Source organism: Streptomyces sp. LN549 (assembly GCF_043203805.1).
Classification (GTDB): domain Bacteria; phylum Actinomycetota; class Actinomycetes; order Streptomycetales; family Streptomycetaceae; genus Streptomyces.
The window spans coordinates 6308487-6333562 of the sequence record NZ_JAZHRI010000002.1 but is presented as its reverse complement, the minus strand read 5'-3'; the positions used below and the strand labels follow the sequence as shown (position 1 = coordinate 6333562).

Genomic DNA, 25076 nt, shown 5'->3' with positions numbered 1-25076 from the left:
CTGCGGACCGGTGTTCCCGCACGCCCCCTGAAGTCGCACCATGCCGTGTGTCAACTTCCGCCTCCGCCAACACAGTTGCCGAGCGCGTTCACCGAGCATCCTGAGAAGGCGAGTTCCGGCCCTCCAGAACCACCTTCAGCCCGTCCGTCAGGTCCTGCGCCGACGGCGCCGAGTCGCGGTCCATCATCCACTGGACCATGACTCCGGCGAGCAGCGCCTGGCAGAACAGTCCGGCTACCCGGGCCTTCTCGGGATCGGCCTCCGGGTCGATGCCCAGCATGTTCTCCGCGAGCCCGTTCCGGCCCTCGCGCTGCGGGCCTGCCAGGGCCTTCTGCAGTTCGGGATCGGTGTCGATCCTGGAGATGACCTCCATCTGGAGCTGCCAGACCGACCGGGTCTGCTCGTAGCTGCCGATCACCCGCTCCCAGGTGTCGCGGAACTGGTCGAGCGGTGCCCGGGACTCGTCCTCGCCGTCGGCGGCCCCCTCGGGTTCGTTGGTCAGCACGTCGCCCCACTCCTCCGTCACCTTGATGAAGGCGAGGTTGAGCAGGGCCTCCTTGGAGCCGTAGTGGTAGCCGATGGACGCCAGGTTCGTACCGGAGGCGGCCACGATGTCGCGTGCCGTCGTCCGGGCGTACCCCTTCTCCAGCAGGCAGCGCTTGGCGCCTTCGAGCAGATCCTCACGATGTCCCATGACAGCAGCGTACCCGGCATGTGGACGTTCGTGTAAGACACACGTCTACATGCCGGGTACGGCAGCTCCGGGAGCGATCCCGTCAGTGAGGACTCAGGCGGTGAGGTTCACCGAGCGGGCCGAGGCCGCGCCGATCTCCGAGGAGATCTCGGTCAGCACCGACGCCGGGACGTCGTCGTCCACGGTGAGGACGACCAGCGCCTCGCCGCCCGCGGCGGCCCGGGAGACCTGCATGCCCGCGATGTTCAGACCGGCCTCGCCGAGGATCTTGCCGACCGCGCCGACGACGCCGGGGCGGTCGTCGTAACGCAGCACGACCATGTGGTCGGCGAGCGCCAGGTCCACATCGTGCTCGCCGATCGCGACGATCTTCTGGAGGTGCTTGGGGCCGGCCAGCGTGCCGGAGACCGCGATCTCCTCGCCGCTGGACAGCGTGCCGCGGACGGTGACCACGTTGCGGTGGTCGGGCGACTCGGAGCTGGTGGTGAGGCGGACCTCGACACCACGCTCCTGTGCGAACAGCGGGGCGTTGACGTACGACACGGTCTCGTCGACGACGTCCTCGAAGACACCCTTGAGCGCGGAGAGTTCGAGCACCTTCACGTCGTGCTGGGTGATCTCGCCGTACACCTCGACGTCGAGGCGGGCCGCGACCTCGCCCGCGAGCGCGGTGAAGATCCGGCCGAGCTTCTCGGCGAGCGGCAGTCCGGGACGGACGTCCTCGGCGATGACGCCGCCCTGGACGTTGACCGCGTCCGGCACGAGCTCACCGGCGAGGGCGAGGCGGACGGACCTGGCGACCGCGATGCCCGCCTTCTCCTGGGCCTCGTCGGTGGAGGCGCCGAGGTGCGGGGTGCAGACGACCTGGTCGAACTGGAACAGCGGGGAGTCCGTGCAGGGCTCCTTGGTGTACACGTCGAGACCGGCGCCGGCGACGCGGCCCTCCTTGAGGGCGGAGGCGAGCGCCTCCTCGTCGACGATGCCGCCGCGCGCGGCGTTGACGATGCGCACCGAGGGCTTCACCTTGTGCAGCGCCTCGTCGCCGATCAGACCGAGCGTCTCCGGGGTCTTGGGGAGGTGCACGGTGATGAAGTCGGAGACCTCCAGCAGCTCGTCCAGCGAGAGGAGCTTGACGCCCATCTGCGCGGCGCGCGCCGGCTGGACGTAGGGGTCGTACGCGACGATCTTCATGCCGAAGGCCGACATGCGCTGGGCGACCAGGACGCCGATGCGGCCGAGGCCGACGACGCCGAGGGTCTTCTCGCTCAGCTCGACGCCGGTGTACTTGGAGCGCTTCCACTCGCCGTTCTTGAGGGCGGTGTTGGCCTGGGGGATGTTGCGCGCCGTGGCGACGAGCAGACCGCAGGCGAGCTCGGCAGCGGTGACGATGTTGGAGGTCGGTGCGTTCACGACCATCACGCCGGCCTTGGTGGCCGAGGAGACGTCGACGTTGTCCAGACCGACGCCCGCGCGGGCGACGACCCGCAGCTTCTTCGCGGCGGCGATGGCCTCGGCGTCGACCTTGGTGGCGGAGCGCACCAGGATGGCGTCGACATCGGCGATCGCGGGGAGGAGCTCGGCGCGGTCCGCGCCGTTGCAGTGCCGGATCTCGAAGTCCGGGCCCAGGGCGTCCACCGTGGCGGGCGACAGCTCTTCAGCGATGAGTACGACAGGTTTCGAGCTCACGTGAGTCCTCACAGATCCAGTGCGGACGGCCGTCCCGACGGCCGCAGGCGGTGGAGGGGCTTGCCGCGTGGAAGACGCACGACACTGTGGGCCTGACGCGTGTATGTGTGGAGAAGTGTAGTCATGCGCGAGAACGCAATCTGCGCCCCGTTGGAAGGATCACCCACATGGGGCTGGACGACTTGTACACACGTACGGCGCCGCCTCTTCCAGCGGTGAAGCAGGGATGACGCCTGAGGGGCGGGTCCGGGACCCGCCCCTCAGGCATCGGTGTTACGCGTCGTCGTCGTTGACCCAGCTCATGAGCTTGCGCAGCTCACGGCCGGTGGTCTCCAGCAGGTGGTCGCTGTCGGCCTTCTTGTACTCGTTGTACTTGGGCAGACCGTTGTGGTACTCGGCCATCCAGGCGTTGGCGAAGGTGCCGTCCTGGATCTCGGTGAGGACCTTCTTCATCTCGGCCTTGGTGGCCTCCGTGATGATCCGCGGGCCGGTGACGTAGTCGCCCCACTCGGCGGTCTCCGAGATCGACCAGCGCATCTTCTCCAGGCCGCCCTCGTACATGAGGTCGACGATGAGCTTCAGCTCGTGCAGGCACTCGAAGTACGCGATCTCCGGCTGGTAGCCGGCCTCGGTCAGCGTCTCGAAACCGGCCTTCACCAGAGCGGCGGTGCCACCACAGAGGACGGCCTGCTCACCGAACAGGTCGGTCTCGGTCTCCTCGGTGAAGGTCGTCTTGATGACGCCGGCACGGGTACCGCCGATGCCCTTGGCGTACGAGAGGGCGAGCTCGAGGCCCTTGCCCGTGGCGTCCTGCTCGACGGCCACGATGCACGGAACGCCGCGGCCCTCCTCGTACTGGCGGCGGACCAGGTGGCCCGGGCCCTTGGGGGCGACCATGCAGACGTCCACGCCGGCCGGCGGCTTGATGAAGCCGAAGCGGATGTTCAGGCCGTGACCGAAGAACAGCGCGTCGCCGTCCTTGAGGTTGTCCTTGACGGACTCCTCGTAGACCTGGGCCTGGATCGGGTCCGGCACCAGGATCATGATGACGTCGGCCTCGGCGGCGGCCTCGGACGGGGTCACCACACGCAGGCCCTGCTCCTCGGCCTTGGCCTTGGACTTGGAGCCCTCGTGCAGACCGACACGGACGTCGACACCCGAGTCGCGCAGCGACAGCGCGTGGGCGTGGCCCTGGCTGCCGTAACCAAGGACCGCGACCTTGCGGCCCTGGATGATGGACAGGTCGGCATCGTCGTCGTAGAACAGCTCGGCCACTGGGTCTTCTCCTTGGTGTGCAGGTGTTGCGTCCCACCGTACGGCGGGGTGCGTCAGATACGTTTTCGGGTCTCGCCATGCGAGCGGCGCGGCGGGCCCGGAATGATTTAAGCCGTGCGGTCGAGGGCGCGCAGCGACCGGTCGGTGATCGAGCGCGCGCCGCGTCCTATGGCGATGGTGCCGGACTGGACGAGCTCCTTGATGCCGAACTGCTCCAGCATCTTGAGCATCGCCTCCAGCTTGTCGGCGCCTCCGGTCGCCTCGATCGTGACGGCCTCCGGGGAGACGTCCACGGTCTTGGCGCGGAACAGCTGGACGATCTCGACGATCTGGGAGCGGGTCTCGTTGTCGGCGCGGACCTTCACCAGGACGAGCTCCCGCTGGATCGCAGCGGCCGGCTCGAGTTCGACGATCTTCAGGACGTTGACCAGCTTGTTGAGCTGCTTGGTCACCTGCTCCAGGGGCAGGTCCTCGACATTCACGACGATGGTGATGCGGGAGATGTCGGGGTGTTCGGTGGTACCGACCGCGAGCGAGTCGATGTTGAAGCCGCGGCGGGAGAACAGGGCGGTGATCCGGGCGAGGACACCGGGCTTGTTCTCGACCAGGACGGAGAGTGTGTGCTTGGTGGACATGGAAGTCGGTCTCTCTCTGTCTCTCAGTCGTCTTCGTTGTCGCCGAAGTCGGGGCGGACGCCGCGGGCTGCCATGACCTCGTCGTTCGAGGTGCCGGCGGCGACCATCGGCCAGACCATGGCGTCCTCGTGGACGATGAAGTCGATGACGACCGGGCGGTCGTTGATCGAGTTGGCCTCGGCGATGACCTTGTCCAGGTCGGCCGGGTCCTCGCAGCGGATCGCGTAGCAGCCCATGGCCTCGGACAGCTTGACGAAGTCGGGCACCCGGGTGCCCTTGGCCGCGTTGCCGTCCGTGTCGGCGCCGGAGTGCAGCACGGTGTTGGAGTAGCGCTGGTTGTAGAAGAGGGTCTGCCACTGGCGGACCATCCCGAGTGCGCCGTTGTTGATGATGGCGACCTTGATCGGGATGTTGTTGAGCGCGCAGGTGGTGAGCTCCTGATTGGTCATCTGGAAGCAGCCGTCGCCGTCGATCGCCCAGACCGTGCGGTCCGGCATGCCGGCCTTGGCGCCCATCGCGGCCGGGACCGCGTAGCCCATCGTGCCCGCGCCGCCGGAGTTCAGCCAGGTGGCGGGCTGCTCGTACTGGATGAAGTGCGAGGCCCACATCTGGTGCTGGCCGACGCCCGCCGCGAAGACCGTGCCCTCGGGTGCGAGTTCACCGATCCGCTGGATGACCTGCTGCGGCGAGAGACTGCCGTCCTCCGGCAGGTCGTAGCCGACCGGGTAGGTCTCGCGCCAGCGGTTGAGGTCCTTCCACCATGCGGCGTAGTCGCCGGTGTGGCCCTCGGTGTGCTCGGCCTGGACCGCCTGGACGAGGTCGGCGATGACCTCGCGGGCGTCACCGACGATCGGGACGTCGGCCGCGCGGTTCTTGCCGATCTCCGCCGGGTCGATGTCGGCGTGGACGATCTTGGCGTACGGGGCGAAGCTGTCCAGCTTGCCGGTGACCCGGTCGTCGAACCGGGCGCCGAGGGCGACGATCAGGTCGGCCTTCTGCAGCGCGGTGACGGCGGTGACCGCACCGTGCATACCGGGCATTCCCACGTGCAGCGGGTGGCTGTCGGGGAAGGAGCCGAGCGCCATCAGCGTGGTGGTGACGGGCGCTCCGGTGAGCTCGGCCAGCACCTTGAGTTCGGCGGTGGCCCCGGCCTTCATGACGCCGCCGCCCACGTACAGCACCGGGCGCTTGGCCTGGGTGATGAGCTTGGCGGCCTCGCGGATCTGCTTGGCGTGCGGCTTCGTCACCGGGCGGTAGCCCGGCAGGTCCATGACCGGCGGCCAGCTGAAGGTGGTCTTCGACTGGAGTGCGTCCTTGGCGATGTCGACGAGGACCGGGCCCGGACGGCCTGTGGAGGCGATGTGGAAGGCCTCCGCGATCGTGTGCGCGATGTCCTCGGCGCGGGTGACCAGGAAGTTGTGCTTGGTGATCGGCATCGTGATGCCGCAGATGTCGGCTTCCTGGAAGGCGTCCGTACCGATGGCGCCGGAGGCCACCTGGCCGGTGATCGCGACCATGGGCACGGAGTCCATGGCCGCGTCGGCGATCGGGGTGACCAGGTTGGTGGCGCCCGGCCCGGAGGTGACCATACAGACGCCGACCTTGCCGGTGGCCTGCGCATAACCGGTGGCCGCGTGACCCGCGCCCTGCTCGTGGCGGACCAGGATGTGGCGGACCCGGGTGGAGTCCATCAGCGGGTCGTACGCCGGCAGGATGCAGCCACCAGGGAGGCCGAATACGGTGTCGGCCCCGACTTCCTCGAGAGAACGGATGAGGGACTGCGCGCCCGTGACGTGCTCAACGGTGGCGGACGACGATCCGCCGTTACGGGCCCGCGGCTGGGGATGGTGGGCCCCGGTGGCCTGCTCGGTCATCGGCATTCTCTTCTCGAAGCTGAGGGTTTTTGCGAGTGTTTTGCGATGGTTTGCGTAGTGCCGGTGCAACAAAAAACCCCTCGTGCCGTGAGGCAAGCGAGGGGAGCGCGTCGGTGCGGTCTGCAGAGTGTCACCGAGGAACTCTGCTTCAGCCGACGCGCTTTCCAAGTACGAGAATTCGGGTGCGCATGGCATTGACCCTCTCTCCGACGCACTCGACGTGTCAAGTGGGTGGGACGGGCGTCTCACCATGTGGGCCGGTGAGGAGCGGGATGGAGCCGCCCGCCAGGACCGGCTGGGCGGCCGGACTGCCGGGCACCGGGAACTCGCCGCGGACCAGTGCACGGCGCAGCCGGTACTCGTCCAGCGGGCCGGAGAAGGCCATGCCCTGGCCGTGCGTGCATCCCATCGCGCGCAGGGCGAGCACCTGCTCCGGTACGTCGACGCCGTCGGCCACGGACTGCATGCCGAGGTCGCAGGCGATCCGCAGCAGCCCACTGGTGATCTTGTGCAGCCGGGCGGACTCGACGACACCCTCGACCAGACCGCGGTCCAGCTTCAGTACGTCGATGGGGAGCCGGCGCAGTGCGTTGATCGCGGCATAGCCGCTGCCGAAGCCGTCCAGCGCGATCCGTACGCCGAGTCGCCGCAGGGCGACCAGTCGCCTTTCGAGCTCGTCGAAGGAGACCCGCGGGTCGCTGTCGGCGACCTCGATCATCAGAGCCCCGGACGGCAGCCCGTGCCGTGTGAGCAACGCCTCGACGGAGCCGAACGGCGTCCCCTTGTCGAGCAGTCTGCGGGCGGAGAGCCGGACGGCGACGGAGACCTGGTGGCCGGCCCTGGCCCGGTCGGCGGCCTGCTCGACGGCCTCTTCGAGGAGCCAGCGGCCCAGTTCCGCGGTGCGGTCGCTGTCCTCGGCCACGCGGAGGAACTCGGCGGGCGTGAAGAGGATGCCCTGGGCGGAGCGCCAGCGGGCCTGCGCGGCGACGGCCGCGACCGTGCCGCTGGCCAGATGGACCACAGGCTGGTGGAGCAGCGCGAACTCGCCGTCGCGCAGCGCGGTGCGCAGCCGGGCCGCCAGCTCGGAGCGGCGCACCACCTCGGCCTGCATCTGCGGGGCGTACAGCTCGACGCGGTCCTTGCCGCCGGCCTTGGCGCGGTACATGGCCAGGTCGGCGTTGCGCATGAGGTCGTTGGGGGTGATGCCGGGCTCGGCGAAGGCGACCCCGATGGAGGCGGTGACCCGGACCTCGCCGGCGCCGATGCGGTAGGGCTGCGAGAGCGTGAGGCGCAGCCGGTCGGCGATCTCGTGGACCTGGTACTCGCGGGCGGCCTGGTCGCGTCCGCCGTCGCCGACGATGAGGGCGGCGAACTCGTCCCCGCCGAGGCGGGCCGCGGTGTCCGCCGCCCGGACGGACTCCTGGAGGCGGCGGGCGGCCTGGATCAGCAGCTCGTCGCCGGCCTGGTGGCCGAGCCGGTCGTTGGCCGCCTTGAAGCCGTCCAGATCGATGAAGAGCACGGCGGTGCCCGCGTCACCCGCCCGGCGGCCGCCGAGGGCCCGGCGGACCCGGTCGGTGAAGAGCGCCCGGTTGGGCAGGTCGGTGAGCGGGTCGTGCTCCGCATTGTGCTGTAACTGGGCTTGCAGGCGCACCCGTTCGGTCACGTCGCGGCTGTTGAGGATCAGACCGCCCTGGTGACGGTTGACGGTGGACTCGACGTTCAGCCATTCACCGGTGCCGGACCGGAAGCGGCACTCGATGCGGGTGGCAGGCTCCTCACCGGGCGGGGCCGCGAGGAACCGCCGCAACTCGTGGACCACCCCGCCGAGGTCCTCGGGATGGATGATCGAGGAGAGCTCGGCACCGACGAGGTCGTCCGCCTCGCGTCCGTAGACTCCGGCGGCGGCGGGGCTGACGTAGCGCAGTACGCCGGTCGGGGCTGCGATCATGATGACATCGCTGGAGCCCTGCACCAGGGAGCGGAAGTGGTTCTCCTTCTGGGCCAGTTCCTGGGTGAGGGCGATGTTGTCGACGAGCATGATGCCCTGCCGGACGACCAGTGCGAGCACCACCGTGCACCCCGTGAACACCACGACGCGGTCCACCCGGCGGCCCTCGATGACGTTGTACAGGATGCCCAGGGTGCAGACCGCCGCGGCGAGATACGGCGTCAGCGCGGCCAGCGAGCCGGAGATGGGGCGGCTGGCGGTACGGGGCAGGGGGCGCTGCAGGTCGGTGTCGTCCTCGTCACGGGCAACGCCCCAGGGGGCGTACGCGAGGAGCAGCGATCCGGCGAACCAGCCGGCGTCGAGCAACTGGCCGGACCGGTAGGTCTGGCGCAGCAGGGGCGAGGTGAACAGGGCGTCGCACAGGACGGTGAGGGCCAGTGCGGCGATGGCGGTGTTCACCGCGGCGCGGTTGGCGCTGGAGCGCCGGAAGTGCAGCGCGAGCACCATGGAGACCAGCACGATGTCGAGCAGCGGATAGGCCAGCGACAGAGCGGCGCGGGCGACGCTGGCCCCTTCGACGTCCACCATGTGCGCGGTGTGGGCGAGGGCGAGGCTCCAGGAGAGCGTGAGGAGCGATCCGCCGATCAGCCAGGAGTCGAGAACCAGACAGACCCAGCCGGCCCGGGTGACGGGGCGCTTGGCAAGGACGAGCAGTCCCACGATGGCGGGCGGTGCGAAGCAGAGGAAGAAGAGGTCGGCGAGGGAGGGGCTGGGCACCTGGACCCCGCGCACGAACTCGTACCAGCCCCATACCCCGTTGCCCGCCGCGGCCATCACGGAGGAGAGCGAGAACAGCAGCCAGGCAGGCCGGAACCCGTTGTCCGCGGAGCGCGCGAACAGGAAGCAGGAGACCGCGGCGACCAGGGCGGCCGCGCTCAGACCGAAGTCCCCCATGAACACCGCGAGTCGCTCGGCACCCCATCCCATGGCCGCACCCACCGCATATCCTGCGCAGACGAGACCGAGGAGGAGCCGCGGGACCAGCGCGGGCGCCCGGTCCGCGACCGGCCGACCGGCCAGGAATGCCCCGCGGGCGCTCGCCTGGGCGCTCACCGGGGTGCTCCCGATGTCGCCGGACGGCTGCGGCGCCGACGCACCGGACGCAGCGTCGGCCGCCGTCGGCCGCCCTGCCGTGTCGGATCGTTCGCCCATCGGCCGTACATCGCCCGTCGCCCCCTCGCGTGTGGCTTCCTCCCCGGCGCCGCCCTCCACGGCGCAGCCCCCCTTTCGGGACGATACACCAGACCCGTCACAGAGGGACATAGTTCCTCTACTCTCCGTGACGACCTGCGCTGTTGTCGGCACGGAGAGGTACGGCGTGTGCTCGCAGCGTGTTCAGCCGGTGGTGCGTACGACGTTGTGCAGCGGCTCGCCCGCGGCGAAACGGCTGAGCTGTCCGGCGAGCAGGCGCTTGGCGCGCGGCAGGAACGCCGAGGTGCTGCCGCCGACATGCGGAGTGATGAGGACGTTCGGAGCATGCCAGAGGGGATGGCCGGAAGGGAGCGGTTCCGGGTCGGTGACGTCGAGGGCGGCGTGCAGCCGGCCGGATTCGAGTTCGGACAACAGGGCCTTGGTGTCGACGACTCCGCCGCGGGCCACGTTCACCAGCAGGGCCCCGTCCGGCATCGCGGCGAGGAAATCCGCGCCGACCAGCCCCTGCGTGGACGGGTTCAGCGGGGTGGAGAGGATGACGATGTCGGCCTCGGGCAACAGCGCGGGCAGATCGTCGAGTGTGTGTACGGGCCCGCGTGCGGTTGTCCGTGCGGAGCGCGCGACGCGCGCCACCCGCGCGCACTCGAAGGGCGCGAGCCGGTCCTCGATGGCGGAGCCGATCGATCCGTACCCGACGATCAGCACCGACTTGTCGGCGAGGGCCGGGTAGAAGCCGGACCGCCACTCCTCCTTGTCCTGGCCGTGCACGAAGCCGGGGAACCCGCGCAGCGAGGCGAGGACCAGCGCGAGGGTGAGCTCGGCGGTGGAGGCCTCGTGGACCCCCTTGGCGTTGCACAGCCGTACGCCCGCGGGCAACAGCCCGAGGCCCGGTTCCACATGGTCGATGCCCGCGGAGAGGGTCTGCACGACCTGGACCCCGCCCATGCCGGCGAGCGGACGGACCGCCACCACCGGTCCCTTCATGTAGGGGACGACGTAGAAGGCGCAGTGCGCGGGGTCGGCGGGGAAGTCCTGCCCGCCGTCCCAGAAGCGGTAGTTGAGACCCTCGGGGAGCCCTTCGATCTCGTCGGCCGGAAAGGGCAGCCATACGTCGGGGGCTGTGGCGGAATGCGTGGTGGAAGTCATGGTCAGGAGGCTATGCGATGCCCGGAGGGACGCAGAGGTTAGCTTGGGGGGTGCGGTGCGAGGGAGGGTTCGGGGAGTTGGAGCGCAGGAGTCTCGGTGCGGCGGCGCTCGCCGTGGGTGCGGTCGGCCTCGGCTGCATGCCCATGAGCTGGGCGTACAGCGCCTCGCGGCAGCGTGGTGACGAGGCGTTGCGTGCGGTGCACGCGGCGCTCGACGCGGGCGTCGACCTGCTCGACACCGCCGACATGTACGGGCCGTTCACCAATGAGCTGCTGATGGGGCGGGCGTTGAAGGGACGCCGTGAGCAGGCTTTCCTCTCCACCAAGTGCGGGCTGCTGGTGGGCGATCAGCACATCGTGGCCAACGGCAGGCCCGGCTACGTACGACGGGCCTGCGACGCCTCGCTGCGGCGGCTGCAGACGGATGTGATCGATCTGTACCAGCTCCACCGGGCCGACCCCGAGGTGCCCGTCGAGGAGACCTGGGGCGCGATGGCGGAGCTGGTGACCGCGGGCAAGGTGCGAGCGCTCGGGCTGTGCGCGGTCGGTGCCAGGGCCGGGCGCCGGCGCGGAGCGCGGACGCACGACGAAACGATCCGGCAGCTGGAGCGGGTCCAGCAGGTCTTTCCGGTGAGCGCGGTGCAGGCGGAGCTCTCCGTGTGGTCCCCGCAGGCGTTGGAGGCCCTGCTTCCGTGGTGTGCGGCGCGCGGGGTCGGGGTACTGGCCGCGATGCCGCTGGGCAGCGGCTATCTGACGGGGACGCTGACTCCGGGGCAGGGTTTCGAGCCGGAGGATCTGCGGGCCAGGCATCCGCGGTTCACCGCCGAGATGATGGCCGCGAACCAGCCGGTGGTGGTGGGGCTGCGGCGGATCGCGGAGCGGTACGGGGCGACGCCGGCGCAGGTCGCGCTGGCCTGGGTGCTGCGGCAGGGGCCCCAGGTGGTTCCGGTGCCGGGGACCAAGCAGGAGCGGTGGGCCGTCGAGAACGCGGCGGCGGCCGGGCTGACGCTGACGGCGCAGGACCTCGACGAGATCGACCGGCTTCCGGCCGCACGGGAGTCGTGGGACTGAGTACCCGTGCCTCGGCGTGTGAAGTTTGATCGCCGAGCGAGAAAGTCCCCGGGCTTCGGGAACCCTGGGCGCGACCGCGGTGTAAGAACAGTGGACAGGCGGTCGTCGAAGGGGTCGGTGCTGTGCGCGGTGCGAGGTTCGGATCTGTGCGGGAACCGGTGGGGCGTCGCGCGACGCCCCGCGGGAGCGGTCGCGGTGCGCGGCGGGGTGCGGTGGCCGTGCTGGCGGCCGGCGCCCTGGTGTTCGGCGCGGGGTGCTCCTCGCAGGAGGGGGCCGAGAGCACGGCGGGCCAGGGGGTGAGCTCACCGGCCGGCTCGTCCGCGCCCCCGCCGAGCCGGGCGGCCTCGCCGTCCACCTCGCCGTCGGCCTCGCGCCCCCCGGCCGATCTGCCGCCCGCGAAGGGCTCGGTGAAGGTGGTGTCGACCCTCACGGAGGGTCTGGACTCGCCGTGGGGTCTCGCGAAGCTGCCCGACGGCGATCTGCTGGTGTCCTCGCGCGACAAGGGGACGATCACCCGGATCGACGCGAAGAGCGGGAAGAAGACGCTGCTGGGCACCGTGCCGGGGGTGGCAGCGGCCGGCGAGGGCGGGCTGCTGGGCCTCGCCGTCTCCCCCGACTACGGCACGGACCACCTGGTGTACGCGTACTTCACCACCGCTTCGGACAACCGCATCGCCCGCATGCTCTACGACGAGGACGGGACGACCCCCGGTCACCTGCTGGGCGCCCCGGACACGATTCTGCGGGGCATCCCGAAGGGCGCCGTCCACAACGGCGGGCGGATCGCCTTCGGCCCGGACCGCATGCTGTACGCGGGCACGGGCGAGACGGGGGACGACGGGCTCGCGCAGGACAAGAAGTCGCTGGCCGGCAAGATCCTTCGGATGACCCCGGACGGTGAGCCGTTGCACGGCAATCCGCAGGCCGACTCCGTGGTGTATTCGTACGGTCACCGCAATGTGCAGGGTCTGGCGTGGGACGGGAACAAGCAGCTGTGGGCGGCCGAGTTCGGCCAGGACACCTGGGACGAGCTGAACCGGATCGTGCCGGGCGGGAACTACGGCTGGCCGGACGCCGAGGGCAAGGCCGGCCAGGCCGGATTCCTTGATCCCGTGGCACAGTGGAAGACGTCCGAGGCGTCCCCGAGCGGTATCGCCTTCGTCAAGGGATCGATCTGGATGGCCGGTCTGCGGGGTGAGCGGCTCTGGCGGATCCCGCTGTCCGGTACGGCGGACAAGGAACCTCTGGCAGCACCCCAGTCGTTCCTGGAGGGTAAGTACGGCCGTCTGCGCACCGTGCTCGCGGCGGGCGGCAACAGACTCTGGCTCGTGACGAGCGAGACGGACACCCGCGGCACCCCGAAGCCGGGAGACGACAGGATCCTGGTGGTCGAGGTGCGGTAGGACCTTTCGAGCGGGAGGTCCTGGCGGCTACAGCAGGCGGAAGGGTGCGCGGCCCGTGTTCAATTTCTTCGAGGAGCTCTTCGCACCCGGTCGCAAGCACACCGCCGAGGAGCAGAAGCGGCTGGAGCTGACCCGGGTGGATCTCGGCATCGGCGACCCCGCGCGCGGCCCCATCGACCTGACTTCGGGCAAGGTCGTGGTCCGGCGCCGTGACGAGGACGGGGCCGGAGGATCCGACGGGGGCGGTGCGGGGGGCGACGGCGACGGGGGCGACGGCGACGGGGGCGACGGGGCCTGACCTTGCAGGGCCCGTCCGTACGGTGCTGCCCGGACGCCCGCCCTACGCGTCCTTCGGCGTCCGGTACAGCCGCAGCCGGTGGGCGAGTGCGGCCGCCTCTCCCCGGCCGGCGACACCGAGCTTGGCCAGGATGTTGGAGACGTGCACGCTCGCGGTCTTGGGTGAGATGTAGAGCTCTTCGGCGATTCTGCGGTTGGAATGGCCGGCGGCCACGAGCCGGTGCACGTCCTGCTCGCGCGGGGTCAGGCCGAAGGACTCCACGGCGGCGGCCGCCGCGGCCCGGAGCTGTTCCTCCGAGTGGTCCTGGCCTCCCTGCTCGTCGCCGTGGTCCGGGACGAGCACCGCCACCGGGATCGCGTCGCCCGAGGCCGGTGCGGAGCCGTGAGCGGCATCGGGATCGGTGAGGGTGATGCGGGCCCGGCCTGCCAGCAGCTCGATGGTCTCGGTCAGCGGGCGCGCCCCGAGGCGCAGGCTGGTGCCGTGGGCGTCGCGCAGCAGCGCAGTGGCCGCGGTCCGGTCGCCGGAGGCGATGAGCAGGGCTTCTGCCCAGCGGTGGCGGATCTGGGCCAGTTCGTACGGCCGGTGCAGCGGCGTGAAGACCTGGGCGGCGCGGGACCAGTGTTCCGGGGTGTCGAGGCCTTCGGCCCGGGCCAGTTCGGCGTCGATCAGCACACCGTAGGCGGCCCATACGGGCACGAGCACGGGCAGCCGCTTGAGGTGGTTGCGGACGAGGGCGAGGATGCCCGGCCTGCCCGGTTCGGTGGCGGGCAGTCCCCGGGCGTCGGCCTCCGCCGCAGCGACGACGTGCAGCAGCGGGAGTGCGTACCGCTGGGTGCCGGTCGGGAAGCCCTCCGCCGCCTGGGCCTCGAAGACGGCCCGCGCCTCGGCGAGGTTCCCCTGCTGCACGGCGATGGTGAGGGTGTGGCGGACGATGTTGATGACGTGCTGCGGCTGCGGATCGCTGGAGCCGAAGCCCCTTTTGGTCAGCGCCAGTTGACGTTCGGCCTCGGCGAGGTCCCCGCGTGCCAGGGCCACTTCGGTGCGGCGTGCGGCCACCAGGCCCTGGGGCTTTCGGGAGAGCGCCTTGCGGGCGGCGGCCTCGGTGGTGGCCAGGGCCTCGTCCCAGCGGCCGAGGGAGAACAGCGACATCGCCTGGTTGGTGCGGACCCAGGCCTCCATGTCCGCGACACCGTGGCTGTGGCAGATGTCGATGCCGTGGTCGGCGGCGGCCACCGCCTCCAGCGAACGGCCCATGGCTTCGAGGGTGGAGGGGAGGTTGGTGGCCGTGCGGCCCATGATGCCGACGAGACCCAGCTCATCGGCCCGGTCACGGACGGCGTACATCTCGGCGATGCCCTCGTCGACGGCTCCGGCGTCGGCGTTCAGCCAGCCGCGGGTGAGCCGCGCGTGCAGCTCGATGTACTCGTCGCCGATCAGCCGGGCGTACTCGACGGCCCGCTCGGCGGCGGCCAGGGTCTCGGCCCCGGGCCGGTGCAGGGCGCCCCAGCCGGCCACGCTCGTCAGGACGTCGGCGTGCACGGCGGACGGGGGCAGACCGCGCACCAGTTCCTCGGCCGTGGCCAGCTCCTCCCAGCCGTCGCCCCGGGCGAGATCCTGGACCAGACGGGAGCGCTGGACCCAGAACCAGGCGGCGCGCAGGGCGTCGCCGTCGTCGTCAAGGATCCGCAGGGCCTTCTTGCAGAGGGTCAGGGCCCGTTCACGCTCGCCGCCGAAGCGGGCGGCGACGGTGGCTTCGGCCATCAGGTCGAGATGGCTGAGCGGTGCGGAGCCGTCGCGGCCGCAGGCCGGATAGACCTCGGCGTAGTCGATGGGGCGCAGGGTGCCACGTATCGCCTCGGGGGCGTCGTCCCACAGTTCCATCGCCCGTTCCAGCAGCCGCAGTTGCTCGGCGTAGGCGTTGCGGTGGCGGGCTTCCACCGATGCCTTCAGTACGGCGGGCAGCGCCTTGGCCGGATCGCGTGCCCCGTACCAGTAGCTCGCAAGGCGCGTGGCGCGTTCCCCGTCGCGGACGAGGGCGGGTTCGGCCTCCAGGGCCTGGGCGTAGCGGCGGTTGAGCCGGGAGCGTTCGCCGGGAAGGAGGTCGTCGCTGACGGCTTCGCGGACCAGGGAGTGCCGGAAGCGGTAGCCGTTGCCCTCCGGGGTGGTCAGCAGCAGATTGGCGCCGACGGCTCCGCGCAGGGCCTCGATGAGCTCGTCCTCGGCGAGGCCGGCTACGGCGGCCAGCAGTTCGTACTCGACCGCGGAGCCGCCCTCGGCGATGATGCGGGCGACTCTCTGGGCGTCGTCGGAGAGTGCCTCGACACGGACGAGGAGCAGGTCGCGCAGGGAGCCGGGCAGCCCGGCCCCGTCGCCGCACTCCAGGCTGCAGGCGAGCTCCTCGACGAAGAAGGCGTTTCCGTCGGATCGCTCGAATATCTCGTCCACCAGGGCGGGTTCGGGGGCGGCCGCGAGAATGCCGGTGAGCTGGCGGCGGACCTCGGCCCGGTTGAACCGGGAGAGTTCGAGGCGGCGCACCGTGCGCAGCCGGTCCAGTTCGGCCAGCAGGGGGCGCAGCGGGTGGCGGCGGTGGATGTCGTCGGCCCGGTAGGTGCCGATCACGACGAGGCGGCCGCTGCGCAGCGTACGGAAGAGGTAGGCGAGCAGGTGCCGGGTGGAGGAGTCGGCCCAGTGCAGGTCCTCCAGGACGAGCACGACGGCGCGGTCCGCCGAGATGCGCTCCAGCAGCCTGGCGGTGAGCTCGAAGAGACGGGCGGTGCCGTGCTCGTCGGCCGCGTCCGGGCCGGCCTCGCCGAGTTCGGGAAGGAGCCGGGCCAGTTCGCCCTCCTGGCCCGCGCAGGCGGCGGCCATCTCCTCGGGCAGGGTGCGGAGCAGGGCGCGCAGGGCGGTGGAGAAGGGGGCGTACGGCAGGCCGTCGGCTCCGATCTCGACGCAGCCGCCGACGGCGACGACGGCCTCGCGGCGGACCGCCACCGCGAGGAACTCCTCGACCAGGCGGGTCTTGCCGACGCCCGCCTCGCCGCCGACGAGAAGCGCCTGCGGCTCGCCGCCACCGCCGGCCGGGGCGGTGGTGGCGGCGGCAAGTGCGTCGGTGAGGGCGCCGAGTTCACGTGCGCGGCCGACGAACACGGGACTGACTGACCTGGTCTCCACGTCGCCGAGCATCGCACACGAGTCCGACGACGCGGAGCCGGGAAGCCTGACAGGCACGGTCGTCCGTCCTTACGCGGCGTGCGCGAACCGCTCCCGGCCCCTGTCCGCGCTCACCGTCCTCTCGCGCTCCTGGCTCGCGGAACTGCGTGCCGCCTTGCGGGCACGGCGGGCCTCCAGAGCGAGCCGCTCGTTGTCGGCGCGGCGGACGAGTTCGGCTGCCATGATCTTGTGGAGTTCCAGCTGGTACATGCGATTCCCCCTGGGGACGGGCCCGTTGGGCCTTGGTGGCGGCAGTGCTTCTGCCGTGCCACCACTGTCGTCCCCCAGGGGGTGGTGCCGCATCGGGCGAGTTCCGCATCTGTGGCGGCCGGGGGCCTTAGGGAGGGGCTTACGCCACCGCAGGGGCCCTGCCGAGGCGCCCGCACATGCCTTAGACCGCACCGCGAGGTGCCGTACGCGAGGAACCGTGATCTCCGCAGTCGGACAGACCCGGCTCTATCCAGCCGTCGTCGGCGCCGTCGGCAGGGCGACGATGAGGTCGAAGTACATGCACACGGCGATCAGCACGCCCAGGACGCCGAGGGCGATTCCCCCCTTGGCGACCGCGCGGATCCAGCCCGGCTGCGGGTGCGCGGACGGGGTGCCGAATGCCGGACGGACCAGAACGTAGCTGCCGACAAGCAGCGCGAGCAGGCCGAAGAGACCGTTGACGAGCGCGGTGGCGTGCCACGCGTCGCCGTAGATCTCGGAGATCTGCTGTGCGGCGGACCCGCCGGACGAGGTCTTCATCTGCCCGATCAGCGTCTCGCGCTCGGCGGCGACCCGGCCGCTCCAGGCGCCGGTGAGCGAGACGATGCCCAGTCCGACGGAGACGACGGCCGCCGCGGCGGTGGCGAGGCCGGAGGACTCCTTGTCCGACTCGTCGTCGTCCAGCTCCAGGTCGGAGTCGAGGTCGAGATCGAGGTCCTGCTCCGGGTCGAGGTCCTGCTCCGCGCCGGACTCGGGGCCCGCCTTGTCGAGTCGCGTCTCCGTGCCGCTGGTCACGGCCTTCTCGGCGGTGATCTCGGCGGTCCTGCCCGCGGCCTTGTCCGCGGTCGTCTCCTTGGCGGTCTTCGACTCGCCGTCGCCCTCGGCGACGGGAGCGGTGGGTGCAGTGGGAGTCGTGGGGTTCATGTACCGCACGGTAGGTGCCTCAGATGAGAGCCCTCTTAACGCGCCCGCTCCGGTTGCGCCACACGGCCTTCCCGACCTCCGTCCGGTGTGTTCCGGGGTGCCCCGGACGTCACCGGGAGCGGCCGCGTGCGGGCTGTGGGACGGCCCTTTCGCCTCCTGGTGTGGATCGGGCTGATCCGTCACCATTCCGGGGATGGTGGTCTTCACCACAGGTCGGGTGAAGTGCGTGGGTGTCCGGGGATGTTGCCGTCGCTACTGCCGTCAGACGGTTCAGCCCAGGTACGGCTTCTCGCGCTGTTCCAGGAAGTGCTGGAGCCTGAGTCGTTGGGTGTGGTGCATCGGCAGCTGCTCGATCTCTTCCGGCGGCACGAACCGGAGCTCGGTGGACTCGTCGGAAATCTCCAGCCGGCCGCCGGTGATGCGGGCAGTGAAGCAGACGTTGAACTGTCGCCGGACCTCGCCGTCGGTGTAGGCGATGATGTGTTTCGGGTCGGTGTAGGTGCCGACCAGGCCGGTGATCTCTACATCGAGGCCCGTTTCTTCCTTGACCTCACGGACGGCCGTGCCTGGCAGGGAATCGGTGAGGTCCATTCCTCCGCCGGGCAGGGCCCACAGGTCGTTGTCGCGGCGGCGCTGGCGGAGGATGCGCCCGTGGTCGTCGGTGACGACGGCGGACGCGGCGACGACCATGCTGTTCGGCTCGGGCGCGTTCGGGTCGTCGTAGTACTCGGTGCGGGCCACGGTCAGCCTTCCTCTCATACGGTGTTGCCCACCGCGCTGACCCACCCGACTCCCGTCCCTGCCGGGCGCGGCCGATCGAGGCTCCCCCACCCTCGTCAGCCCCGGCAGGGACGGGCCCTCACGTGCGTGTCGTGCCCATGACTGTGGGGGTTCTGGCCTCTGCCACAGAGAGTCAGCCACGACGGAGGGCGCGCCGACCGACCACCCGCCACGTGTGTCTCGCTCAACCCCGCAGCGGCATCAGCCCAGTTATCTCCATCGTCACGCCCCCCAGCCAGGCAGCAAGCATGGGCGTCCGGGACGGCGCGAGCCCGCCGGGCTTACCCGGCTCCGGTTCCTGGCGCACGAAGACGCCACGACCCTTGACCGCGTACACCGGCCCCGCCGGCTTGAGGCTCGGTTGGCCGTGACAGAGACGGTGGTCCCGTCCGGAGTCCGCAGATCCGTACCAGCGGTTTCTCGCTTCGACCCAGGCTCCGAGAGAGGGAACCCAGAAAGGGTGTTCATAAGTGGCCGTCTCGAGCAGCTGGACCGAGATCGTCACCACCAACAACTACTGGAACGTCCGCATCTCGATCGGCTAGCAGTACGAAGCGGCCGCACCCACCGGGGACGGCCGCTTCGTGGTGCTCGTGGTCAGTCTTTCGCTCGGGACGACTCCCGCGGTCAGTGCACGCGCTCAGCGGTAGCCGCGAGCGCGTCGCTCTCGCTCTCGCTCGCGTACGCCTCCGGGACCTTCGCAGGCGACGCACCGCAGTCGGGCGGCTCGATGCTGATGCGCGGCAGCCGCCGGTCCAGCCAGCCGGGCAGCCACCAGTTCGCGCCGCCCAGCAGGTGCATCAGGGCGGGGACCAGCAGGGTGCGCAGGACGAAGGCGTCCAGGGCAACGGCCGCGGCCAGTGCGATGCCGAACATCGCGATGACGCGGTCCCCGCTGAGTACGAAGGCGAGGAAGACCGAGATCATGATCACGGCGGCCGAGTTGATCACCCGGCTCGTCTCGGCGAGACCGACCCTCACCGCCCGCCGGTTGTCGCCGGTCTCCAGCCACTCCTCGTACATCCGGCCGACCAGGAACACCTGGTAGTCCATTGAGAGGCCGAAGAGCACGGACACCATGATCACCGGCAGGAAGGGTTCGATGGGCCCCGCGCTGCCGAGGCCCAGCAGTTCGCTCCCCCAGCCCCACTGGAAGATCGCGACGACGACGCCGAACGAGGAGGCCACCGCCGCCACGTTCATCACCGCCGCCTTAAGCGGGATGCCGACCGACCTGAACGCCATCAGCAGGAGCAGGCAGCCGAGTCCGACGACGACGCCGATGAAGAGCGGGAGCTTGCCGATGATGATCTGGGCGAAGTCGTCGTAGCTCGCCGTCACACCGCCCACATGGGCCTGGAGCGAGGTGTTCTCGGACGCCTTCGGCAGGACGTCGGTCCGCAGCCGGTCCACGAGCTCGCTGGTCTGCCGGGACTGCGGCGCCGAGTCCGGGACGACGGTGACGTACGCGGTGTCGCCGCTGGAGTTGTACGTCACCGGGTGGGCCCACGCGACCCCGTCGGTGGCGCGCAGCGTCGCGGGCAGGGTGTCCATGGCGAGCCGGTCGTCGGCGCCGTCCAGGTGTGCGGCGACGGTCAGCGGGCCGTTGACGCCGGGACCGAATCCGTCGGCGAGCAGGTCGTACGCCTGCCGGGTGGTCGAGGACTTCGCGTTGTTGCCCTGGTCGGAGCTGCCGAGATGGAGCGAGAACGTGGGAAGGGCGAGGACCAGCATCACGACGGCGGCGAGAGCCCCGAGCAGTTTGGGGTGCCGCTCCACGAAGGCGGACCAGCGGGCGGCGAAGCCCGTGGGCGGTGCCGGCTGAGGGCCGTGCGCGGCCAGCCGCCTGCGCTCGCGCCGGCTCAGCGCCCGCATGCCGATGAGGGACAGCAGCGCGGGCAGCAGCGTCACGGAGGCCGCGACGGTCAGCACGACGGTGAGCGAGGCCGCGACGGCGACTCCGTTGAGGAAGCTCAGCCGCAGGATCAGCATGCCGAGCAGCGCGATGCAGACGGTGGCGCCGGCGAAGACGACGGCCCGGCCGGTCGTCGCGACGGCGTGCTGCGCCGCCTCGGGTACGGTCATGCCGCGACGCAGCCCTCTGCGGTGCCGGGTGACGATGAAGAGCGCGTAGTCGATGCCGACGCCGAGCCCCACCAGCATGCCCAGCATGGGCGCGAAGTCGGCGACGGTCATCACGTGTCCGAGCAACACGATGCCGGCGTACGCCGTGCCGACCGAGACGAGGGCGGTGGCGATGGGCAGCAGGCTGGCGGCGAGCGAGCCGAAGGCGAGGAAGAGCACGACGGCGGCGACGACCACCCCGACGGCCTCGCTGAGGTGGGCGGCCGGTGCCTCGGTGAGGGCTATGGCGGAGCCGCCCAGCTCGACCTGGAGGTGCTCGCCCGCGGCGGCCTTCGCGGTGTCGACGACGGCCCGGGCCTGCCCGGCCGGCACGTCGTCCGCCTGCCGGTCGAAGGTGACGGTGGCGTAGGCGGTGTGCCCGTCCGGGCTGATCTGCCCGGAGCCGGGGTCCGTGTAGGGCCCGGTGACGGCTCCCACACCCGGCAGCCGCTCGACGGCGTGCAGGGTGGCGGTCATCTTCTGGGTGACGTCGGCGGCCCGCACGGTGGAGTCGTCGGTGTGCCAGACGATGGTGTCGGTGTCGCCGCCGAGATCCGTGAACCCGTTCTTCAGCAGCTCGGCCGCCCGCCCGGACTCGGTGCCGGGGGCCTCGTAGTCGTTGGAGTAGGCGGAACCCGCGAACCCCGCTGCGGCCGCTGTGCCGCCGAGGGCGAGCAGCCAGATGAGGACGGCGAGGAGGCGGTGCGTGACGCACCAGCGGGCGATGGCAGCCAAGGGACGTGCTCCCTGCGGGTTCGTGGTCTCGACGCGGGTCCGGCAGAACCGTCCGCGTGAGAACGCATGACCTGAGTGCCGTCACTCTGACAGCCAACTGTGATCATTTGCCCGTTTCGTGGCCTTACTCACAGGGCTTGGATCCACATATGAGCGATATAAGCACCGCCGTACGGCGGGGGCGCATACACGGCGCGGCAGCGGTCGCACAGCCCTCACCGGCCCGCGCTCCCCTCCCGGGAGCACCCGCGCCCGGGAAGCCGGCTCTTGGCTTCGTTGACCGGGGACGGACGGACCCGGTTATCTTATGAGCCGTCAATTACCGTCCCTGGGGGGCTCAGTTGAACAGTGCGTCGCACCACATCGGACCGGATTCGGCTCCGGACAGATACCGCCTGCTCAATTCCATCGGCCGGGGCGGCGAAGCCGTCCTCTACCGGGCGGAGATAGAGCTCGACGGGGCGCCCGAGACCGTGGTCGTGAAGGTGCTGGACTCGAAGACCACGATCACCATCGAGCAGTTCCAGCGGCTCAGCTCGAAATGGCGGGAGCAGGCGGAGCTGCTGCGGTTCGTGAACCGGCCGGGTGTCGTGGGCGTGCGCGAGCACTTCGAGGGACCTCCGATCCACGGAGCCGGGGACGCCTCGACCGCTGCCGGGCGCGCCCTGGTCCTGGTCATGAACCATGTGGCCGGTCTCGACCTGAGGGACTGGCGCGCCGAGCGGACCCTCGTCTCCCACGCCGAGCGCCGCGAGGTGCTGCGGACGCTGGAACAGCTCGCGGACGTGCTGGACTGGCTGCACTCGGGCCGGGCGACACCGTCCGGGCGCACCGTCGTGCACGGTGACCTGTCCCCCGGCAACGTCATGGTCGACGAGCACGGCCAGGCCACCCTCGTGGACTTCGGGCTGAGCAAGCTGACCGCGGACCACCAGACGGCGGAGGTGTGGTTCACTCCCGGATACGCCGCCCCCGAGGTCTTCGAGGGCAAGCGGACGCCGAACACCGACCGGTACGCGTTCGGCGCGATCGCCTACTTCCTGCTCAGCGGCCAGGCCCCGCCCAGCACCCCCGAGCAGCTGCGTGCCGCGCTGCGCGCGCTGCCCCAGGTGGCGGCCGCGGCTCCGGAGCGCTGCGAGCGCATCCTGTCCGTCTGCGCGGCCGAACCGGACCGTCGGCCGGAGAGCCTTTCGTCGTGGGTGAAGGATGTGCGCTCGGCCGTGGTGTCGACCACGGTCACCGGCTCCTCCTCACGCGCCGCGGTGGCCTCGGAGTCCGTACGGGACACACCGCCGACCGCTGCCCCGGCAGCCGTGCCGCCGCCTCCCCTGCTGCCGCCCGGCACCCCCGTACCGCCGTCCGTGGCACCGGTGCCGCCGTCCGTGGCACCGGTGCCGCCGCCGGACGCGCAGCCGGTCTTCCCGCCGCCGATCACCGCGTCCGGTGACCCCGGGGTGCCGCTGCCCACCACGGTGAATCCCGCGGGCACACAGGAGGAGCCGGCCCGTCCGGCCGAGCCCGAACCCGCTCCGGCGCACTCCCTGCGGGAGGAGTCACCGTTCCCGACGCGGCCGGACGGCGCGGCGAAGCCGGTGCCCGCCGCGAAGAAGCGCCGACCGGTCCTCGTCCCCCTGCTCTCGCTCGCCCTGGTGGCCGCCCTGGCCACGATCGGGGTCCAGGCCCTGCGCTCGGGGGACGACGAGAAGGGCGACGGCAAGGGGGCGAAGGCGGCGCCGACCGTGACCGTCACGACCACCGCGCCCGCCGATCAGGCCGACGGGTCGGAGACGACGCCCGACGCGTCCCCGGACGCGTCGCAGGGGACCGGCACGCCCCCGGCGGCAACCACGTCCGACACCAAGTCGCTCACCACCCTGGACCCCGTCGCGACCGGTCAGTACGCCGGCATCGCCGTCGGGAACGGAACGCTGAACAGCAAGTACTACGACACCGCCCTGGTGCCCGACGGCGGTGACGAGGAGTGCAGCGGTTCCGCCGAGTACAACCTGAGCCGCGAGTGGAAGACCCTGACCATGGTGGCGGGTGTCGACGACAACTCGTCGAACAAGGCCGCCCGGGTCACCATCGAGGTCGACGGCGAGCCCGGCTTCACCGGTGAGGTGCTGCTCGGAAAGCCGAAGACCATCTCCGTGCCGGTCACCGGCGTGCTCCGGCTGAGCGTCTCCTACGCCGACCCCGCCGACGACTGCGAGATGGGCAGCCTGATCCTCGGGGCGCCGACGCTCAAGAGGTGACGCCGGCGGGTGATGCGCGAAGGGGCGGTGCGCCCGGTGGAGAACCGGATGCACCGCCCCTTCGCGGACGTACGGGAAGGCCCTAGACGCCGAGCTTCTCCAGGATCAGCTCGCGCACCCGGGCCGCGTCCGCCTGGCCACGGGTGGCCTTCATGACGGCGCCGACGAGCGCACCGGCGGCTGCGACCTTGCCGCCGCGGATCTTGTCCGCGATGGCGGCGTTGCCCGCGATGGCCTCGTCCACGGCCGTGGACAGCGCACCCTCGTCGGAGACGACCTTCAGGCCGCGCTTCTCGACGACGGTGTCCGGGTCGCCCTCGCCCGCGAGGACACCCTCCAGGACCTGACGGGCCAGCTTGTCGTTGAGATCGCCGGAGGTGACGAGCTCGGCGACCCTGGCGACCTGCGCGGGGGTGACACCCAGCTCGTCGAGACCGCGGCCGGTCTCGTTGGCGTTACGGGCGAGCTCGCCCATCCACCACTTGCGGGCCTGGTCCGACGGGGCGCCCGCCTCGGTCGTGGCCACGATCAGGTCGACCGCGCCCGCGTTGAGGATGGACTGCATGTCGTGCTCGGAGACACCCCACTCCTCCTTGAGCCGGGCGCGGCGCAGCCGCGGCAGCTCGGGAAGCCCCTTGCGGAGCTCCTCGACCCACTCCCGGGCCGGGGCGACCGGCACCAGGTCGGGCTCGGGGAAGTAGCGGTAGTCCTCGGCGTTGTCCTTGATGCGGCCGGCCGTGGTGGAGCCGTCCTCCTCGTGGAAGTGCCGGGTCTCCTGCACGATCGTGCCGCCCGAGTTCAGCACCGCGGCGTGGCGCTGGATCTCGAAGCGGGCGGCCCGCTCGACGGAACGCAGCGAGTTCACGTTCTTCGTCTCGGAGCGGGTACCGAACGTCTCACGGCCGTGCGGGCGCAGCGACAGGTTCACGTCGCAGCGCATCTGGCCCATCTCCATGCGGGCCTCCGAGACGCCGAGCGCCTTGATGAGCTCGCGGAGCTCGGCGACGTACGCCTTGGCGACCTCGGGGGCTCGTGCGCCCGCTCCCTCGATCGGCTTGGTGACGATCTCGATGAGCGGGATGCCCGCCCGGTTGTAGTCGAGCAGGGAGTGGGACGCGCCGTGGATCCGGCCGGTGGCACCGCCGACGTGCGTCGACTTGCCGGTGTCCTCCTCCATGTGGGCGCGCTCGATCTGCACCCGGAAGATCTCCCCGTCCTCCAGCTGGACGTCCAGATAGCCGTCGAAGGCGATCGGCTCGTCGTACTGGGAGGTCTGGAAGTTCTTCGGCATGTCCGGATAGAAGTAGTTCTTCCGGGCGAAACGGCACCACTCGGCGATCTCGCAGTTCAGCGCGAGGCCGATCTTGATGGCGGACTCGACGCCGATCTCGTTGACGACCGGCAGCGCGCCGGGCAGTCCGAGACAGACCGGACAGGTCTGCGAGTTGGCGTCCTGCTTGAGCTCGGTGGAGCAGCCGCAGAACATCTTGGTCTTGGTGCCGAGCTCGACATGGACTTCGAGGCCCATGACGGGGTCGTACGTCGCGAGGGCGTCCTCGTACGACTCCAGGTCAATGACAGTCACTGAAACTTTCCC

17 protein-coding genes are annotated in these 25076 nt (G+C 70.7%); 4 read left to right on the top strand and 13 right to left on the bottom strand.

The window, feature by feature from the left end; genetic code table 11:
- Positions 1–88: 88 nt before the first annotated feature.
- The 7 genes from SH922_RS28590 to SH922_RS28560 form a co-directional block, all read right to left on the bottom strand.
- A complete protein-coding gene (locus SH922_RS28590; protein ID WP_393060858.1) occupies positions 89–694 on the bottom strand; it encodes a TetR/AcrR family transcriptional regulator in 606 nt (201 codons plus the stop codon).
- A 93-nt stretch (positions 695–787) separates the two neighbouring features.
- Positions 788–2380, bottom strand: coding sequence for a phosphoglycerate dehydrogenase (gene serA / locus SH922_RS28585; protein WP_393060856.1), 1593 nt, complete (start codon positions 2378–2380; stop codon positions 788–790).
- A gap of 273 nt (positions 2381–2653) precedes the next feature.
- Complete coding sequence (gene ilvC, locus SH922_RS28580) at positions 2654–3655, bottom strand: ketol-acid reductoisomerase (protein ID WP_393060854.1); 1002 nt, start codon at positions 3653–3655, stop codon at positions 2654–2656.
- Positions 3656–3762: 107 nt separating this feature from the next.
- Positions 3763–4290: an acetolactate synthase small subunit gene (gene ilvN, locus SH922_RS28575; RefSeq protein ID WP_393060852.1), complete on the bottom strand. Its 528-nt coding sequence runs from the start codon at positions 4288–4290 to the stop codon at positions 3763–3765.
- A 23-nt stretch (positions 4291–4313) separates the two neighbouring features.
- Positions 4314–6170, bottom strand: coding sequence for an acetolactate synthase large subunit (locus tag SH922_RS28570; protein WP_393060850.1), 1857 nt, complete (start codon positions 6168–6170; stop codon positions 4314–4316).
- A 217-nt stretch (positions 6171–6387) separates the two neighbouring features.
- Positions 6388–9324, bottom strand: a complete 2937-nt coding sequence (locus tag SH922_RS28565) for a putative bifunctional diguanylate cyclase/phosphodiesterase (RefSeq protein WP_393060848.1) — start codon at positions 9322–9324, stop codon at positions 6388–6390.
- Between the two features lie 183 nt (positions 9325–9507).
- The gene (locus tag SH922_RS28560; RefSeq protein WP_393060846.1) at positions 9508–10470 is read right to left on the bottom strand and encodes a 2-hydroxyacid dehydrogenase; all 963 of its coding nucleotides are present in this window, start codon (positions 10468–10470) and stop codon (positions 9508–9510) included.
- Positions 10471–10547: 77 nt separating this feature from the next.
- Here SH922_RS28560 and SH922_RS28555 point away from each other — a divergent pair, with 77 nt between their 5' ends.
- From SH922_RS28555 to SH922_RS28545, 3 genes are all read left to right on the top strand, one after another.
- Positions 10548–11540 (top strand): aldo/keto reductase, encoded by a 993-nt coding sequence (locus SH922_RS28555; RefSeq protein WP_393060844.1) that lies wholly within the window; start codon positions 10548–10550, stop codon positions 11538–11540.
- 212 nt (positions 11541–11752) lie between these two features.
- On the top strand, positions 11753–12943 hold the full coding sequence (locus SH922_RS28550) for a PQQ-dependent sugar dehydrogenase (protein WP_393060842.1): 1191 nt from the start codon (positions 11753–11755) through the stop codon (positions 12941–12943).
- A gap of 55 nt (positions 12944–12998) precedes the next feature.
- Entirely contained in the window at positions 12999–13241 is a 243-nt protein-coding gene (locus SH922_RS28545; protein WP_393060840.1) for a DUF6191 domain-containing protein, read from the top strand.
- Positions 13242–13283: 42 nt separating this feature from the next.
- Here SH922_RS28545 and SH922_RS28540 read toward each other — a convergent pair whose 3' ends face one another.
- The 5 genes from SH922_RS28540 to SH922_RS28520 all read right to left on the bottom strand — a co-directional run bounded on the left by SH922_RS28540 (position 13284) and on the right by SH922_RS28520 (position 21224).
- Positions 13284–16424 (bottom strand): AAA family ATPase, encoded by a 3141-nt coding sequence (locus tag SH922_RS28540; protein ID WP_393063717.1) that lies wholly within the window; start codon positions 16422–16424, stop codon positions 13284–13286.
- Positions 16425–16481: 57 nt separating this feature from the next.
- Positions 16482–16661 (bottom strand): hypothetical protein, encoded by a 180-nt coding sequence (locus tag SH922_RS28535; RefSeq protein ID WP_393060838.1) that lies wholly within the window; start codon positions 16659–16661, stop codon positions 16482–16484.
- A 246-nt stretch (positions 16662–16907) separates the two neighbouring features.
- Positions 16908–17585: a hypothetical protein gene (locus tag SH922_RS28530; protein WP_393060836.1), complete on the bottom strand. Its 678-nt coding sequence runs from the start codon at positions 17583–17585 to the stop codon at positions 16908–16910.
- Positions 17586–17855: 270 nt separating this feature from the next.
- Positions 17856–18326 (bottom strand): NUDIX domain-containing protein, encoded by a 471-nt coding sequence (locus tag SH922_RS28525; protein WP_393060834.1) that lies wholly within the window; start codon positions 18324–18326, stop codon positions 17856–17858.
- A gap of 666 nt (positions 18327–18992) precedes the next feature.
- On the bottom strand, positions 18993–21224 hold the full coding sequence (locus tag SH922_RS28520) for an MMPL family transporter (RefSeq protein ID WP_393060832.1): 2232 nt from the start codon (positions 21222–21224) through the stop codon (positions 18993–18995).
- 341 nt (positions 21225–21565) lie between these two features.
- Between SH922_RS28520 and SH922_RS28515 the strand changes: the two genes are divergently transcribed.
- A complete protein-coding gene (locus tag SH922_RS28515; protein WP_393060830.1) occupies positions 21566–23479 on the top strand; it encodes a protein kinase in 1914 nt (637 codons plus the stop codon).
- A gap of 82 nt (positions 23480–23561) precedes the next feature.
- Here the strand turns inward: SH922_RS28515 and gatB are convergent, their stop codons facing one another.
- Entirely contained in the window at positions 23562–25064 is a 1503-nt protein-coding gene (gene gatB / locus SH922_RS28510; protein WP_393060828.1) for an Asp-tRNA(Asn)/Glu-tRNA(Gln) amidotransferase subunit GatB, read from the bottom strand.
- Positions 25065–25076: the final 12 nt, after the last annotated feature.